This is a genomic window from Bradyrhizobium sp. Bra64, assembly GCF_024519875.1.
In the GTDB taxonomy this organism is placed as follows: Bacteria; Pseudomonadota; Alphaproteobacteria; order Rhizobiales; family Xanthobacteraceae; genus Bradyrhizobium; species Bradyrhizobium japonicum_G.
This window is the reverse complement of record NZ_JALJRD010000003.1, coordinates 14,763-30,910: the sequence shown is the minus strand read 5'-3', so window position 1 is coordinate 30,910 and position 16,148 is coordinate 14,763. Positions and strand designations below refer to the sequence as shown.

The 16,148-nt window shown below is 65.2% G+C and carries 17 protein-coding genes; 2 read left to right on the top strand and 15 right to left on the bottom strand.

The window, feature by feature from the left end:
- Positions 1-47 precede the first annotated feature (47 nt).
- Genes secF through yajC form a run of 3 tightly spaced genes read right to left on the bottom strand, consistent with a single transcriptional unit; the run spans position 48 to position 3,110 of the window.
- A complete protein-coding gene (gene secF / locus NR187_RS12470; RefSeq protein ID WP_211386322.1) occupies positions 48-1,067 on the bottom strand; it encodes a protein translocase subunit SecF in 1,020 nt (339 codons plus the stop codon).
- A gap of 10 nt (positions 1,068-1,077) precedes the next feature.
- Entirely contained in the window at positions 1,078-2,682 is a 1,605-nt protein-coding gene (gene secD, locus NR187_RS12465; protein WP_211386321.1) for a protein translocase subunit SecD, read from the bottom strand.
- A 47-nt stretch (positions 2,683-2,729) separates the two neighbouring features.
- Positions 2,730-3,110: a preprotein translocase subunit YajC gene (gene yajC, locus NR187_RS12460; RefSeq protein WP_211386320.1), complete on the bottom strand. Its 381-nt coding sequence runs from the start codon at positions 3,108-3,110 to the stop codon at positions 2,730-2,732.
- A 181-nt stretch (positions 3,111-3,291) separates the two neighbouring features.
- Between yajC and NR187_RS12455 the strand changes: the two genes are divergently transcribed.
- Positions 3,292-4,296 (top strand): ATP-binding protein, encoded by a 1,005-nt coding sequence (locus NR187_RS12455; RefSeq protein WP_211386319.1) that lies wholly within the window; start codon positions 3,292-3,294, stop codon positions 4,294-4,296.
- A gap of 126 nt (positions 4,297-4,422) precedes the next feature.
- On the opposite strand, the gene NR187_RS12450 is transcribed toward NR187_RS12455, so the two are convergent.
- Positions 4,423-5,808 carry a LysM peptidoglycan-binding domain-containing M23 family metallopeptidase gene (locus tag NR187_RS12450; protein ID WP_256806603.1) on the bottom strand — a complete coding sequence of 462 codons (1,386 nt, stop codon included), beginning with the start codon at positions 5,806-5,808 and terminating at the stop codon, positions 4,423-4,425.
- A 109-nt stretch (positions 5,809-5,917) separates the two neighbouring features.
- Complete coding sequence (locus NR187_RS12445) at positions 5,918-6,568, bottom strand: protein-L-isoaspartate(D-aspartate) O-methyltransferase (protein ID WP_211386317.1); 651 nt, start codon at positions 6,566-6,568, stop codon at positions 5,918-5,920.
- A gap of 198 nt (positions 6,569-6,766) precedes the next feature.
- Here NR187_RS12445 and NR187_RS12440 point away from each other — a divergent pair, with 198 nt between their 5' ends.
- A complete protein-coding gene (locus NR187_RS12440) occupies positions 6,767-7,159 on the top strand; it encodes a response regulator (protein WP_211386316.1) in 393 nt (130 codons plus the stop codon).
- 3 nt (positions 7,160-7,162) lie between these two features.
- Here NR187_RS12440 and surE read toward each other — a convergent pair whose 3' ends face one another.
- The 10 genes from surE to NR187_RS12390 form a co-directional block, all read right to left on the bottom strand.
- Complete coding sequence (gene surE, locus NR187_RS12435) at positions 7,163-7,930, bottom strand: 5'/3'-nucleotidase SurE (protein WP_211386315.1); 768 nt, start codon at positions 7,928-7,930, stop codon at positions 7,163-7,165.
- 106 nt (positions 7,931-8,036) lie between these two features.
- Positions 8,037-8,399: a hypothetical protein gene (locus tag NR187_RS12430; protein WP_256806601.1), complete on the bottom strand. Its 363-nt coding sequence runs from the start codon at positions 8,397-8,399 to the stop codon at positions 8,037-8,039.
- A gap of 97 nt (positions 8,400-8,496) precedes the next feature.
- Positions 8,497-9,828, bottom strand: coding sequence for a serine--tRNA ligase (gene serS, locus NR187_RS12425; RefSeq protein WP_211386313.1), 1,332 nt, complete (start codon positions 9,826-9,828; stop codon positions 8,497-8,499).
- A 195-nt stretch (positions 9,829-10,023) separates the two neighbouring features.
- Positions 10,024-10,833: a twin-arginine translocase subunit TatC gene (gene tatC, locus NR187_RS12420; protein ID WP_211386312.1), complete on the bottom strand. Its 810-nt coding sequence runs from the start codon at positions 10,831-10,833 to the stop codon at positions 10,024-10,026.
- Positions 10,830-11,354: a Sec-independent protein translocase protein TatB gene (tatB, locus tag NR187_RS12415; protein WP_211386311.1), complete on the bottom strand. Its 525-nt coding sequence runs from the start codon at positions 11,352-11,354 to the stop codon at positions 10,830-10,832. The genes tatC and tatB overlap by 4 nt, the downstream gene beginning before the upstream one ends.
- Before the next feature lie 90 nt (positions 11,355-11,444).
- Positions 11,445-11,678, bottom strand: a complete 234-nt coding sequence (locus NR187_RS12410; protein ID WP_074120659.1) for a twin-arginine translocase TatA/TatE family subunit — start codon at positions 11,676-11,678, stop codon at positions 11,445-11,447.
- Between the two features lie 167 nt (positions 11,679-11,845).
- Complete coding sequence (gene scpB / locus NR187_RS12405; RefSeq protein WP_211386310.1) at positions 11,846-12,598, bottom strand: SMC-Scp complex subunit ScpB; 753 nt, start codon at positions 12,596-12,598, stop codon at positions 11,846-11,848.
- A 21-nt stretch (positions 12,599-12,619) separates the two neighbouring features.
- Positions 12,620-13,459 carry a ScpA family protein gene (locus NR187_RS12400; RefSeq protein ID WP_211386309.1) on the bottom strand — a complete coding sequence of 280 codons (840 nt, stop codon included), beginning with the start codon at positions 13,457-13,459 and terminating at the stop codon, positions 12,620-12,622.
- Complete coding sequence (gene nagZ / locus NR187_RS12395) at positions 13,456-14,484, bottom strand: beta-N-acetylhexosaminidase (protein WP_256806599.1); 1,029 nt, start codon at positions 14,482-14,484, stop codon at positions 13,456-13,458. Before nagZ ends, NR187_RS12400 begins: the two co-directional genes overlap by 4 nt.
- A gap of 46 nt (positions 14,485-14,530) precedes the next feature.
- Positions 14,531-16,105 (bottom strand): SPOR domain-containing protein, encoded by a 1,575-nt coding sequence (locus NR187_RS12390; protein ID WP_211386307.1) that lies wholly within the window; start codon positions 16,103-16,105, stop codon positions 14,531-14,533.
- Between the last annotated feature and the right edge of the window lie 43 nt (positions 16,106-16,148).

Below are 16,148 nucleotides of genomic sequence, written 5' to 3'. Positions count from 1 at the left end.
ATGGGCTTCCTGCCCCCGCAAACTCCTGCGAGGGCATGCGGTTCGGATCATGCCTTGTTTTTCTTCGCCGGCGTAGCCGTATCCGGCGCATCCTCGCGATGCTCGCCAACGCCGAGATAGATCAGGATCGGCGCCGCGATGAAAATCGAGGTGTAGGTGCCGACCAGCACCACGCCGAACATCATCACCGCGGTGAAGCTGTGGATGGCATGACCGCCGAACAGGAGCAGCGCCAGCAGCGCCAGCGTCACCGTGAAGTGGGTGATGATCGAACGCGACAGCGTCGAGTTGATGGACTCGTTGAGCAGCTGCGGCATCGGCATCTTCTTGTAGCGCCGCAGCATTTCACGGATGCGGTCATAGATGACGACGGTGTCGTTGAGCGAATATCCGAGAATCGTCAGGAGCGCCGCGATGCTGGTCAGGTCGAAATCGACCTGACTGATCGACATGAAGCCGATCGTCAGCACGATGTCGTGCACGTTGGCGATCATGGCTCCCAGCGCGAACTGCCATTCGAACCGGAACCAGAGATAGATCAGGATCGAGACGATCGCGAGCATCAGGCCGAGCATGCCGTAGGCCAAGAGCTCGCCGGAGACTCGCGGGCCGACCACCTCGACGCGGCGATAGTCGACGGAATCACCCAGCGCGGTGCGGACCTTCTGCACCGCCTCCTGCTGGGCGGCGTCGCCGCCCGGCTGCTCCGCGACCCGGATCAGAACGTCGGCGGGACCGCCGAATTGCTGGAGCTGGACTTCGCCGAGACGCAAGCCGTCCAGCGTCGTGCGCATCGCGGCGATGTCGGCAGTGCCGGACTTGGCCTGCACCTCGAGCAGCGTGCCGCCGCGGAAGTCGATGCCGAAATTCAGGCCGTGGGTGAAGAACAGCGTGATGGCGACGATCGACAGCGCCGCCGAGATCGGGAAGCTGATGCGGCGGAAACGCGTGAAGTCGAAATGCGTATCGTCCGGAACGATGCGCAGCGACGGCAGCAGCCCAAGCGCGGCAACCACGGTGAGGACGGCAATCAGGATGCCGAGCCCGATGAGAACGGTGTGAGTCACGATCAGGCTCCTAGATCGGCACGCTCTGCGGCCGCTTCCACCGCACCCACCCGGCGACGATCAGCCGCGTCAGGGTGAAGGCGGTGAACACCGTTGTGATGATGCCGATGCCGAGCGTCACGGCGAAGCCGCGCACCGGACCGGTCCCGATGTAGAACAGCACTGCGGCGGCAATGAAGGTGGTGATGTTGGAATCGAGGATGGTCGCGAGCGCCCGCTTGAAGCCGGCGTCGATCGCCGAGATCGCGTTGCGGCCACCGCGCAATTCCTCGCGGATGCGCTCGTAGATCAGCACGTTGGAATCGACCGCGATGCCGACGGTGAGGACGATGCCGGCGATGCCGGGCAGCGTCAGCGTGGCGTTGAGCAGCGACAGCAGGCCGAAGATCATCGCGACGTTGATCGCCACCGCGATGTTGGCGAACACGCCGAACAGGCGATAGGTCAGCAGCATGAAGATGATGACCAGGATCGAGCCGACATAGGCAGCAAGCTCGCCCTTCTCGATCGAGTCCTGGCCGAGGCCCGGACCGACGGTGCGCTCCTCGACGACCGTTAGAGGCGCCGGCAACGCGCCGGCGCGCAAGAGGATCGCGAGATCGTTGGCCGATTGCACGGTGAAACTGCCCGAGATCTGGCCCTGGCCGCCGGTGATGGGCTCGCGGATGACGGGCGCCGAGATCACCTTGTTGTCGAGCACGATCGCGAAGGGCAGCCCCACGTTCTCTTGCGTGGCCTGCGAGAACTTGCGCGCACCCGAGGTGTTGAACTTGAAGCTGACGACCGGTTCACTCGTGCGCTGGTCGAAGCTCGCCTGGGCATCGGTCAGATCGCCGCCGGCAACCAGCACCTGCTTCTTGACCACATAGGGTGTGGGCGGCGGCGAGGCGCTCATAAGGAGCTCGGATTCCGGCGGCAACCGCCCCTGCTGCGCCTGATCCGGCGGCACGGACGTGTCGACCATGCGGAATTCCATCTTCGCGGTCTTGCCCAGCAGTTCCTTCAGGCGGGTCGGGTCCTGAAGGCCGGGCACCTGCACCAGGATGCGGTCGTTGCCCTGACGCTGGATCACAGGCTCGACGGTGCCGAGTTCGTTGACGCGGCGTTCGACGATCTGGATCGACTGCTCGATGGTCTTGCGCATGCGGTCGAGCATCGCGGCCTGCGGGATGCTCAGGCGGATCACGCCGCCGGTGGCGTCCGTCACGTCAAGGTCGCGCTGACCGCTGGATCCCATCAGCCCGCCCAGCGGCTGGGACAGCTCTCGCAGCTTGGCGAGCGCGGGCTGCACGTCGGATTCCTTGGTGATGCGAACCTCGGCCGCGTCATTGCGCACGGTGACGCCGCCGGTGAAGCCGATCTTCGCATCGCGCAGCGTCCGGCGAACGTCGTCGCGGACCTGGTCGAGCCTCTCCTTCTTCACATAAGCGCCGTCGACCTCCAGCAGCAGATAAGAGCCGCCCTGGAGATCGAGGCCGAGCACGAGCCGGCGCTGCGCCCAGCCGGGCCAGGTCTTGACCTGCGCTTCGGGAAAAAAATTCGGGACCGCGCAGAGGCACACGATCAGCGCCGTCAGGATAATCCCCAGCGCTTTCCACCGCGTGAAATACAACATGGACTGGACCTGTCAGATCGGGAGACTTGAGATGCTCGCGGAAGCGCTCACTTCGCCGCGCTGTCGTCCTTGGCGCTTTCCTTCGCGCTATCCTTGGCGGATTCTTTGGCCGGCTCGCCCTTGGCACGAACGCCGGAGATCATCTGGCGCATCTGCCGCACGCGCACGCCGTCGGAAATCTCGAACTCGATCTGGTCGTCATCGACGACCTTGGTGACCTTGCCGACGAGGCCGCCCGAGGTCACCACGGTGTCGCCGCGGCGGATGTTCTTCACGAGATCGGCATGGTCCTTCACCTTCTTCTGCTGCGGGCGCAGAATCAGGAAGTACATGATCACGAAGATCAGGGCGAACGGCAGCAGCGACATCAACATGCTGTTGGTGTCGCCGGCGCCCGCGGCCTGGGCATACGCAGGGGTAATCAGCATTCGGACGATCCTCGTGGAAACGGGGGAAAGCCGGTCAGGCCCTCAAAGGCGACCGGCTCGGTCAAATTCGCGCGGACTATAGCGGCCATTGCCCCAATTGCAACGCTGCCAGACCGCCCTTTTGGCCACCTTGCGGCGCGCCGTCAGGCCCGATAAGGCTGCATTCTCAGGAACTTCGGACATGCCCAAAAAACCAAGCAAAAGCCCGGCCAGCAAAGGCCCCCGCACCCCTGCCACGAAGCCTGCCCGCGTCGCGGCAAAACGCCCCAAGGCAGCCCCCAAGGCCGTTTTAAAGGCAGTTTCCAAGCCTGCTTCCGGCCTCTCCCAGGAGCGTATCGTCCGCGCGCTGGAGATCATCGCAGCGCACCTCTCCGCCCAGGGCAAGCCCGCCGTCGAACGTGAGTCGTTCAAGCAGGCGGATGCTTTCGTCTGGCACCCGGACGGCCGCCTCGCGGCGGTGCCGCGGGTCAGCCGCGTCGAGCTGTTCCTGCTCAAGGGCGTCGACCGGATGCGCGACATCCTGATGGAGAACACCGAGCGTTTCGCAGGCGGGCTGCCTGCCAACAACGCCCTGCTCTGGGGCGCGCGCGGCATGGGCAAGTCGTCGCTGGTGAAGGCCGCACACGCCAGCATCAACGCGGAGCGCAGACCGGCCGACAGGCTGAAGCTGATCGAGATCCACCGCGAGGACATCGAGAGCCTGCCCGCCCTCATGGAGCAGCTCCGCGCCTCGTTCTTCCGCTTCATCGTGTTCTGCGACGATCTATCCTTCGACGGCAATGATGCGTCATACAAGTCGCTCAAGGCCGTGCTCGAAGGCGGCATCGAGGGCCGGCCCGAGAACGTCATCCTCTACGCCACCTCCAACCGCCGCCACCTGCTCGCGCGCGAGATGATTGAGAACGAGCGCTCGACCGCGATCAATCCCGGCGAAGCCGTCGAGGAAAAGGTCTCGCTGTCGGACCGTTTCGGACTGTGGCTCGGCTTCCACCGCTGCAGCCAGGACGAATACCTCGCGATGGTCCGCGGCTATTGCAGCCATTTCGGCATCAAGGTCGACGACGAAGCGCTGGAGCGCGAGGCGCTGGAATGGTCGACTACGCGCGGCTCCCGCTCGGGCCGCGTCGCCTGGCAGTTCGTGCAGGAACTCGCCGGGCGGCTGGGCGTGAAGCTGGCAGCGACGTAGCGGGAGCCCGAAGCCACCCACAACTGTCATTCCCCGCGAAAGCGGGGATTCTCTACTGAATCGCCCGCTTTCGCGGGCGATGACAGCGCGTATGTGGCGGAAGTGTACCCCGCTGAAGCGCAGGCCTCACGCGCCGTTCAGGAATTGAAGCGGGTCAACCGGGCTCGATCCTTTGCGGATCTCGAAGTGGAGCTGCGGCGACGCCACCTCCCCGGATTGACCCGACTTGGCAATGACCTGACCGCGCTTGATGGTATCGCCGCGCTTCACCAACAGCTCACTCGCATGGGCATATGCGGTGACGTAGCCGTTGGAGTGCCGAACCAGGACCAGATTGCCGTAACCCTTCAGCTCGTTGCCGGAATAGGCGACGACGCCGTCTTCTGCCGCCTTGATCGGCGTACCCTCGGGCACCGCGAGATTGATGCCGTCATTGGATTTGCCATTGGTCTTGGCGCCGTAGCTCGTGACCACCTTGCCGCGCACCGGCCAACGGAAGGTCGGCAGCGCGCTGGTGGTCTCCGCCGCTTTCGCCGGAGCCTCGGCGGTCTTCTCCTCGACATTGGCCGTGGCCTGGGCCAGGCGCGCGCTCTGCAGCGGCGCGGCAGCAGCGGCCATCTTGGTAGCGGGCGCAGCAGCAACGGGCTGCAGCGTCCCCGCGACGGGGGCGGCCATGACGGGAGACGCAGCAACCGGCGCAGTGAGAGCTGCGGTCTTGGCACCCGGCACGGTCAGCTTGGTGCCGAGCTTGAGCTTGGTCGACGGCGCAAGGCCGTTGGCACGGGCGAGTTCGGCGGTAGAGATATGGTTCTTGCGGGCGATGCTGGCGAGCGTATCGCCATGATTGACGAAGTGGGTGCCCGGCGCGGCAGCGACGGCCGCAACCGGCCTCGCAGCGGGCGCCGGCGCCGCGGCGACGGGAGCCATCGCCGGCGCGGGCGCGGCAGCGGTCGCGCCCGGATGCGGGATGATGATCTGCTGCCCGGGCGACAGTGCGCGCGGACCCTTGTAGCCGTTAGCGGCAAGGATCGCCTGCGGCGTGACGTGATAGCGCCTGGCCAGCACGTCGAGCGTATCGCTGGTGCCGACGATGATCTTGGTCCCGCCGGCTGGCTGGGCGGCCGCGACCGAGCGCGGCGGCACGGTGGCCGTGGTCTCCAGATGCGGCTGTGCCGGGGGTGCGTAGGAGCCGACACCGCGGCCGCCTCCGGACACGCCAGCTGCCGCAACCGGATAGGATTGCGGCGCGGATACCGCCGGCGGCGGCAAGGGCTGCGACTGGTAATAGCCGGACTGCGTCTGCGGCCGCGAATATTGCGGCAGCTCACGCTGCGGCGGCGGTGCCTGCTGCACCGAACCGGTCTGCTCGGACGCGAAGGGATTGGAGAAGTTCGACTGGGACAGCCGCGACGACATGTCGGCGCTGCACCCTGCGAAGCTGAAGGAGATCAGCGCCAGCACCGCGACCTGCGGTGCGCGGCGCGAGTAAAGCAACTCGGCGACGACGGACATGGTTACTCACTCGTACGCAACTGAACTGGTCTTTTAAGTAAACACGCGCCGAGTAAATAACGGCTTAACCCTCCCAATAAGATGTTGGCAGCACAGCCGATCCGGAAATCTACAGCTCCCGCGCCACTCCGGGCAGCGCCGGCACAAAGCGGACCTCGACGAGTTCCTTGCGCTCTATCCCGGCTTCGGTCCGGACGAGGCGGATCAGCGTCTGCACGCCCTGATGCGGACCAACGGGCGCGATCAGGATACCGCCCACCTCCAGCCGCTCGACCAGGTTCTCCGGAAGCCGCTCCATCGCGGCCGTGACGATGATGCGGTCGAACGGGCCGATATTGGGAGGCAGGTTGAGACCGTCGCCCAGCATCACCTCGACATTGTGACAGTTGAGCTTTTCAAGCCGGGCGCGAGCGGCATCCGCGAGCTTGCGATAGCGCTCGACGGTCAGCACCTGGCCGGCAAGCCGCGACAGCACCGCGGCCTGATAGCCGGAGCCAGCCCCGATCTCGAGCACGCGGTGCTGCTTCCGGAGCTGCAGCTGCTCGGTCATGTAGGCGACGACGAAGGGCTGGCTGATGGTCTGCCCGCACGCGATCGGCAGCGCACTATCGCGATAGGCGCCCTCGCGATCGGCTTCGTCGACGAACTGCTCGCGCGGCACCTCCTCCATGGTCCGCAGCACCGCCTGGTCGCTGATGCCGCGACGCCTCAGCGTGAGCTGAAACATCATCTTTTCGGGCGGGGGCTGATGGGAGGTCATTGCCTGCTCTTTGGGGCCTTGGCGCGAAGCCCGAGGGCGGAGAATCCTGTTCCTGCGCAGGAACCCATGATATCGTTCGGATGGCGTATCTGACCACAAATGGGCTTGCAACGGGCGAGCCGCGATGGCCATTTTCAGACATCCGTTCGTCGAAACGCGCATTGCGTCGATTCGTGTTATCTGCGAACGTTTTTGGCAATGGGCAAGGACTCAACCATGACCGCCGCGACAGGGCTTTCGGGCCGCTCTGTATTCCTCGTCGAGGACGAGGTGATGATCAGGATGATGGTCGCGGACATGCTCGAAGAGCTCGGCTACAAGGTCGCAGCCGAAGCGGGCGACATCGCCGAAGCCATGCGGCTCGCCCAGGCGACCGAATTCGACATCGCGATCCTCGACGTCAACGTCAACGGCAAGGTCATCTCGCCGGTGGCCGATGTGATCAAGGCGAAAGGCTGCCCCTTCATCTTCGCCACCGGATACGGCTCCTCCGGACTGCCCGAGCAGTACCGCGACCGGCCTGCGCTTCAGAAGCCGTTTCAGCTCGACGCGCTCGGCAAGACCATCGAAGCCGCGCTTCGCGGCAGCTAGCCGCTACTTCAGCGTCGCACTCAGTTCCTCTGAAAACGCTTCGTTGGTGCGGTCGAGCCTGAGCGGCGTGACCGAGACGTAGCGCTCGCGGAGCGCCGCGAGATCGGTGCCGTCTGCCGGCGTATCCATCATTGCCGCGCGCTCGAAGCCGATCCAGAAATAGGGATTGCCGCGGCCGTCCCTGCGCTCGTCGATCCTGAGGAAGCCGAGATTGCGCTTGCCCTGGCGCGTAACGCGAATGCCCAGCACATCCTCCGGCGCGCAGGCCGGGAAATTGACGTTGATGACGGTGTCCTTCGGAATTCCGGCGGCGATCACCTTGCGCAGGATATCGGGCCCGAATTTGCGCGCGGTGTCCCACAGCGGACGCTCGCGGGTTTCGACGCTGAACTCCTGCGACAGGGCGAACGACGGCAGCCCCAGGATGGTGCCTTCCAGCGCCCCGGCGATGGTGCCGGAATAGACCACGTCCTCGGCGACGTTGCGGCCCTTGTTGACACCGGACAGCACGACATCGGGCAGCTGAGCGCCGAGGATATGGCGCGCACCCATGATCACGCAGTCGGTCGGCGTGCCGCGCACCGCGAAATGGCGCGGACCGACCTCGCGCAGGCGCAAGGGATCATTCAGCGACAGCGAATGCGAGACACCGGACTGGTCGAGCTCGGGCGCAACCACCCAGACGTCTTCGGACAATGCGCGTGCGATCTCCTCCACGACCTTGAGGCCGGGGGCGTGAATGCCGTCGTCATTGGTGCAGAGAATGCGCATGGAAGGGTTCGATTCCTGAAGCGGGCCTAAAGCCGTCTTATCCGGCCGGGACCGATCAGGCAAACCAGCCGATTGGGTCCGGCGTCGGGTTCCCGGCCTGATCCTGCTACCGGCGGATGCGCCATTGCGGCAGGAAGCGTGCGAGGCTGCCTTCCGCGCGCAGATTCATGGCCGGCACGACAGGGCTCGCGACGGGAGTCTCGATCACGCCGAGCGCTTCCAGCTGAGCCACGATCAGATCCGCATCCGGCGCCTGCGGGAAACGTTCACGTGCGAGCGTCAGGGCCTTGTCGAAATCCGCGGCATTGACGCCGGGCTTGACCCGCCGGCTTTGCACGAGATGATCGTCCCAGAGCCGCGCGATGTCGATGTCGAGCACTCCGCGCAGGCGCTGATCGACGGCCTGGATGCCGGCACCTGTCACCGCCCATTGTCGGCCGACCCAGAAGATATCGCGGTGCAAGGCCATGAACGGTGGGTCCGCGTTGTCGGGTGGCCGGCAGGATAACCTGCCGCCCGATCTTCGCAACCAAACGTTTCTGCGTTTACAGGCGAGCAACGCTGCCTTAGTCGCGCGCGACCACCTTGAGTCCTCCCATATAGGGCTGGAGCACGTCGGGAACCGCGATCGAGCCGTCCTCCTGCTGATAGGTCTCCATCACGGCGATCAGCGCACGGCCGACCGCGGTGCCGGAGCCGTTCAGCGTGTGCACGAAACGCGGCTTGCCGTCGGGACCACGCGAGCGCGCATCCATGCGCCGCGCCTGGAAGTCGCCGCACACCGAGCAGCTCGATATCTCGCGGAACATGCCGCCGTCGCCCTGCCCTGGCATCCAGACCTCGATGTCATATGTTTTTTGCGACGAGAAACCCATATCCCCTGCGCAGAGCGTCATCACGCGGTAATGCAGGTCGAGTTTCTGCAACACCTGCTCGGCGCAGGAGAGCATCCGCTCCAGCTCGTCCTTGCTGGTTTCGGGTGTCGTGATCGAGACCAGCTCGACCTTGGTGAACTGGTGCTGGCGGATCATGCCGCGGGTGTCGCGCCCCGCGGCGCCCGCCTCGGCGCGGAAGCACGGCGTCAGCGCGGTGAGCCGCATCGGCAATTGCTTCTCGTCGAGAATGGATTCGCGCGCGAGGTTGGTGAGCGACACTTCTGCGGTCGGAATCAGGCCGAGCCGCTCTGTCTTCAGCCGCTCATGGTCGGGCGCGGCCAGGAGTTCGCCCTTGATCGCCCAGAACTGATCGTCCTCGAATTTCGGCAACTGCCCGGTGCCGAACATCACCTCGTTGCGCACCAGCAGCGGCGGGTTGATCTCGGTGTAGCCGTGCTCGTTGGTGTGCAGGTCGAGCATGAACTGGCCGATCGCGCGTTCGAGCCGCGCCAGCCCCTTCTTCAGCACGACGAAGCGCGCGCCGGAAAGCTTTGCCGCCGCCTCGAAATCCATGTAGCCGAGCGCGGTGCCGAGATCGTCATGCAGCTTCGGCGCGAACGAATAGTTGCGCTTCTTGCCGAAGACGTGGTGCTGCACATTGCCGTGCTCGTCGACACCGTCGGGCACTTCGTCGAACGGAATGTTCGGGATCGCAGACAGCTCTTTCGTCAGCTCCTCGTCGGCGGCCTTCGCGGCAGCTTCGAGCTCGGGCATCGTGGTCTTGAGCTCGGCGACCTCGGCCATCAGCTTGGCCGCGCGCGCCTCGTCCTTGGCCTTCTTGGCATCGCCGATCTCCTTGGAGGCCGCATTGCGCCGCGCCTGCGCCTGCTCCGAGGCCAGGATCGCCGCGCGCCGCGTCTCGTCGATCGCGAGCAGCGAGGCCGACAACGGCTTCAGGCCACGCCGGGCGAGGCCGGCGTCGAAGGCTTGCGGATTGTCGCGGATCGATTTGATGTCGTGCATGGCCGTGGTCCTGGGCTTGTTGCAAACATGCAAATCCTTGATTTGCATTCATGCAAATGGCTGGGTTTCCCCTAGCACTCTGTCATCGCCCGCGAAAGCGGGCGATCCAGTATTCCGAAGACGGCGGTGATTCTCCGAGAGAGCACGGCATACCGGATTCCCCGCATTCGCGGGGAATGACGGAGGCGTCGCGCCTTATTCGGCCGGATTGGCCGGCGTCGACACGTCGGTGCCGGTGGTCTGCGACGCCGCAGCCTTCTTCTCCACCATCGCCACCGCGATGATCGAGCCCTCGTAGAGCAAGAGCAACGGGATCGCGAGCGAGCACTGGCTGAGTATGTCGGGCGGCGTCAGCACGGCCGCGATCACGAAGGCGACGACGATGAAATAGCGGCGCTTCTCGCGCAGCATTTTTGCCGTGACGATGCCGATGCGGCCGAGCAGTGTCAGGATCACCGGAAGCTGGAAGGCGATGCCGAAGGCGAAGATCAGCGACATCATCAGCGACAGATATTCGCCGACCTTGGGCAGCAGTTGAATCTGCGCGGTCTCGTCGCTGCCGGCCTGTTGCATGCCGAGTGAGAAGCGGACCAGCATCGGCAGCACGACGAAATAGACCAGCGCCGCACCCAGCACGAAGAAGAACGGTGTCGCGACCAGATACGGTACGAAGGCGCTCTTCTCGTGCTTGTACAGGCCCGGCGCGACGAACTTGTAGATCTGGGTCGCGATGATCGGGAACGAGATGAAGCCGGCCCCGAACAAAGCGAGCTTGAGCTGGGTGATGAAATATTCCAGCAGCGCGGTGTAGATGAACTTGGAATTCTCGGGACCCGCGACCCACACGAACGGCCAGACCAGCACGTTGTAGATCTGCTTGGCGAAGAAGAAGCAGAAGATGAAGGCTAGGCCGAAGCCGAGCAGCGCCTTGATCAGCCGCGACCGCAGCTCGATCAGATGGTCCATCAATGGGGCTTTGCTGGCCTCGATATCGGCGTCGCTCATGACGCTTTGGCGTCCTTGATCGCTTCGGATGGCGCGGTGTCCTGCGCAACGACCGACGCCTGCTCGACCTCACGGGTGATGGCGAGCGGCTCGTTCACCGCCGCATGGGCTTCCGCTTCCACGAAGGTTTCCGGTGTCGGCGCTTCCGGTGTCGTCGGTGTCGCCGGCGCTTCAATAGTCACGGGCGATTCGACAGCGGCGATGGCCGGCGTCTCGGCCGGCTTGTCGAGCGCATCGACGCGGAGCGCGTCGCTGACGTCCTTCTGGAGCGAGGTCATCAGATTGTTGCCGGCGAAGCCGGAGGCGGCTTCCTTGACCTCGTCAAAGCTCTTCTTGAGGTCGGCCATCTCGGCCTCGCGCATCGCTTCCTGGAACTGGCCCTGGAATTCGGCGGCCATCTTGCGGGCCTTGCCCATCCACTGCCCGACCATGCGCAGCACGCCCGGCAGCTCTTTCGGGCCGATGGCGACCAGGGCCACGACCCCGATCAGGACCAGTTCACTCCACCCGATGTCGAACATGAGGTCTTCCGTTCACGCCAGCCGCAGCCGGCCCAATCCCTCGCGCGCAGGATCGGGGCCGCTCTACCCGCGTCTCGCGTGCTCTCTGGCTCAGACGGCCTTGCTGCCGACGTCGGACCGTGCCGCGGTCGGGGCGGCATTGTGCTCGATGGACTTGGCCGGCTCGGGCTTGTCGGCGACCTTGTCGTCGTCCTGCATGCCCTTCTTGAACGCCTTGATGCCCTGTGCCACGTCGCCCATCAGATCCGAAATCTTGCCGCGACCGAACAGCAGCAGGACCACTGCGATCACCAGGATCCAGTGCCAAATGCTGAGTGAACCCATCCTGCAACCCTCCAAACGCGCATGGCCGGGGACCCGGCCGATCTTCACCGAAACCTAGGCTTGGCGGGTGTCAAAAACAAGGACCAAGGCAGCGCCAATTCGCTGTTGGCACTACGTAATCTTGCTAGTGTTAACTGGTCGCAGGGGGACGCAAAAAGGCTGCAACGTCAGTCCTCGCGGCCGCCCTCGCCACCCTCATTGCCGCCTTCCGGCGGCGTCTCGGGCTCCACCGCAGGCGCCAGCGCCAGATCAAGGTCCTCGCCCGGTTCGAGCGGATCCTCGTCCTCGCGCAACTGCGGGTCATCCGACGGCGTCGGCACGCTGAATCCGGTCGGCAGGCGCGAATCCAGCAGGCCCGTGCCCTTCAGTTCCTCCAGGCCCGGCAGGTCGCCGAGCTGTTCCAGGGTGAACTGCGACAGGAAGTCCTCGGTGGTTCCGAAGGTCAAGGGACGGCCGGGCGTCTTGCGCCGGCCGCGCGGCTTGATCCAGCCGGTCTCCAGCAGCACGTCGAGCGTGCCCTTCGACGTGACGACGCCGCGGATCTCTTCGATCTCGGCGCGCGTCACCGGCTGGTGATAGGCGATGATCGCCAGCACCTCGATCGCGGCCCGCGACAGGCGGCGGGTCTCGGTGCTTTCGCGGGTCATCAGCCAGGCGAGATCGCCCGCGGTGCGGAAGGTCCATTTGTTGGCAACCCGCACCAGATTCACGCCGCGCAAGGCATAGTCCGCCTGCAGCTGCTCGAGCGCAGCCTTCACGTCCACGCCCTCGGGCATGCGCTTGGCCAGCGTCGCGGTATCCAGCGGTTCGTTCGAAGCGAACAGCAGCGCTTCCAGCAGCCGCAATTCCTCGGGACGTGCCTGGGACTCGCTCTCCATCGGCTCGGCCTCTTCTACCCGCACTTCAGCCAGGCTTGCCATGGCAGATTCTCCTTCTTGCACTTAAGCGACCGGCGCATCAGGCGCAGGAGCTGCGTCCGGGACCGGCTTGGGACGCCCCTTCCGGAAGTAGATGGGCGCAAATGCCTCTTTCTGGTTCAGCTCGAGCTGCCCCTCGCGCACCAGCTCGAGCGCAGCGGCGAAACTCGAGGCGAACACCGTCGCACGCTGGGTCGGATCGGCGACGTGTCTGATCAGGAAATCGTCGAGAACGCCCCAGTCGTCCTGTTCGCTGATGCTGCCGACCAGCCGCTCCAGCGTCGCGCGCGCCTCGGCGAGCGACCACACCGTGCGCTTGGCCAGATGCACACTCGCCAGCACGCGCGACTGACGCTGCGCGGCGTAGGCCGTGAGCAGGTCGTAAAGTGTCGCGGTGTATTTCGGATGCTTGATCTCGGCGATCCGTTCGGGCTCGCCGCGCGGGAAGATGTCGCGCTGCAATTGCGGCCTGTTCATCAGCCGGTTGGCGGCTTCGCGAATGGCTTCCAGCCGGCGCAGACGGTTGGCGAGCGCGGTCGCCATCTCTTCCGCGCTCGGACCTTCCGCGCTCGGCGGCTCCGGCAGCAGCAGGCGCGATTTCAGGAAGGCAAGCCAGGCTGCCATGACGAGGTAGTCGGCAGCGAGCTCCAGCCGGATTTTTCGCGCGGCTTCGATGAAGTGGAGATATTGGTCGGCCAGCGCCAGGATGGAGATCTTGGCGAGGTCGACCTTCTGCTGCCGCGCCAGTGCGAGCAGCAGGTCGAGCGGGCCCTCATAGCCCTCGACGTCCACCACCAACGCCGGCTCACCCTCGGCAAGCTCTGCGGGCCGCCCGGTTTCAAACGATAGGATTTCTGCGGTCATGCGGATGCCGTGTTTGCCCGTGCGATCAATGCGTCCAGTTCGGCGCGCGCGGCCGCCCGGTCGAACGGCTGCGGCTCTCTGCGCGCCGCGAGCGCAGCATTCGCCCGCTGCAGCGCCCTGCCCGACAGTTCAGGGGTCTGGCCGGCGACCTCGCGCATCTCCTCGATGTTGCCGTTGCAATGCAGGGCCATGTCGCAGCCGGCCGCGAAGATGGCGCGGGTCCGCTCCGCGATATTCCCCGACAGCGCGTTCATCGACACGTCATCACTCATCAACAAACCCTGGAACCCGATTGCGCCGCGAATCACCTGAGCGATCATTGTCGCAGATGTCGTCGCCGGATGGGCGGGGTCGACCGCGCTAAACACAACATGTGCAGTCATGGCCATCGGCAAATCCGCCAGCGGCTTGAAGGCTGCGAAGTCGGTCCGCTCCAACTCATCCCGTGGCGTATCGACCGTCGGCAGCTTGAAATGGGTGTCGGCCGTGGCGCGGCCATGGCCGGGAATGTGCTTGAGGACCGGCAGCACGCCGCCCTGCTCCAGGCCCTCGGTGACCGCGCGGGCGATCGCCGCGACCTTGCCGGGCTCAGTGCCATAGGCCCGATTTCCGATCACGGCATCGGCACCCGCCACCGGTACGTCAGCCAACGGCAAGCAATCCACGGTAATGCCGAGTTCGGCGAGATCGGCCGCGATCAGGCGGGCACTCAGGCGCGCCGCAGTCAGCCCAAGCGCCGAATCAGTGTCGTACAGACCCGCGAAAATGGCGCCCGGCGGATAGACCGGCCAATGTGGCGGCCCCAGCCGCTGCACCCGACCGCCCTCTTGATCGATCAGGACCGGCGCGTCGGCGGCTTCGGAAACCGCACGCAATTCAGCAACGAGTGCAGCAACTTGTGCCGGCGTCTCGACATTGCGCTTGAAGAGGATGAAGCCCCATGGGCGCTCGCTGCGGATAAACTCCCGCTCGGCGGCGGTCAGTTCCGTTCCGGATACGCCCGTAATGAAGGCCCGCGTGCTCATAAGGGCCGATTAACCCTGCCCCGCGAGGGGGTCAAGGAAACGGCCGTTAATTCCTCTGGACGAAGCAGGCGGACAGGCCTGCGGACTTCAGGCTGTTGCAGGCCTGCGTCGCTTCCTCAGCCGAACCATAGGGCCCTGCGAAAGCGCGGTAGACGATTCCCTTGCCCTTGTCGGTGAGATCGACCCGCTTGATCACCGGCGAGCGGGAGCCCAGCACGCTGCCATACTTGCTCTGAAGCACGCGATAGGAGGCGTGGGCGCTGTCTTCCGTCTGCTGCGAGGAGACCTGCACGACATAGCCGCCGCCACCGCTGCTGGGGGGCGCAATTTGCGTCGGATTGGTCGCAGCCATCCGCTGCGGCGGTTCAGCCGGCGCCGCCTGCGGAGCCAGCGACATCGGCTGGTTGGCGCTGGCATTGGCCGAGGTCGGCGGATTGCGCGGCGCGGCCGGGGCAGCGACCGGCTTTGGTGCAGTTGCCGGCTTGGCCGCAGCCGATTGTGGCGCGGTGCTATCGGTCTGATCACCCTTCACGGCCACAGTCCTGATCGGGCGCGGCGAATTGTTCGGCAGGGTCCCGTTGCTCGCGTTTGTGCCGGCGCTTTGTAATGGAACCATGGACGGCGAAACGCTCGCCACCGGAGGCGGATTCGCATTCTGGTTCAGCGGCGGGAACACCACGCGGGGACCGCCCGCCTTGGCGTTGACGTCGACAGGCGCCTCCTCGCGCGGCACGATCTTCTCGGTGCCATCGCCGCTGACCATGCGATCCGGCACCTTGGCCGAGGAATCCGTCGGCGCAGGCACGATCTTGGTCGGGGTGTTGTCGGCCTTGATGATCGGCGGCTCGCCGCTGCGGGGCGAGCCCACATAGGTCTTGTAGGCGAAGGCCGCGCCAGTGCCGACCACGGCGAGCGCGAGAATCGCCGCGACGGTCATCATGCCGCCGCGCTGCTTCTTCGGCTCGTCGAGATCTGCTTCGGGATAATCGCTCTGGAACGCGTAGGGATCGTCCGGATAGGCCGGATCGCGCTGGTAGTCCTGCTCGCCCGCCTCCAGCCGTCCGTAGAGCGCATCATCGTAGCGCGCCGGATCGGGCTGCTGATGCAGCTCCTGATAGGCATGCTCCTGATAAGCCTGATCATGTTGCTGGCGAGCATGCCCTTGATAGGCCTGAGCTTGATAAGCCTGATCCTGATATGCGTGATCCTGATAGGCTTGCGGCTGATGAAAATCAGGCTCGGGCGCGGTCGGCTGGGCCGAATAGCGATGCAATGGATGAACCGGGTTCACAGAGACCGGATAGTCGGGTTCGGGTGCCGGCTGCGGCTGCACGTTGGCGCGCCGCATCCATGAGGGCGGCCCGGCCGGAGGCGGCGACGCCTGCTCGGCATAGTCCTGCTGGTCATCGTCCTGCGAATAGTCGTCGTCCTGATAGCTCTGGGCCGGCGCTGGCGCCGCCGGCGTGCGGGTACCGGGCCGTCCCTGCGCTGCGAAGGGATCGGTCTGTCCGATCAGGCGGGCAAGTTCGGCCAGGGGATCATTTTCCGCCTTGCCATGCTGGTCGCCACCGCGACCGTAGTCATCGGAAGGAAACGGTCTGTCCTGATATCGTTCGGCCATCGTGATGATGCGTCCCTTCGGGAAAGCCGCGCGCCCCTCGACC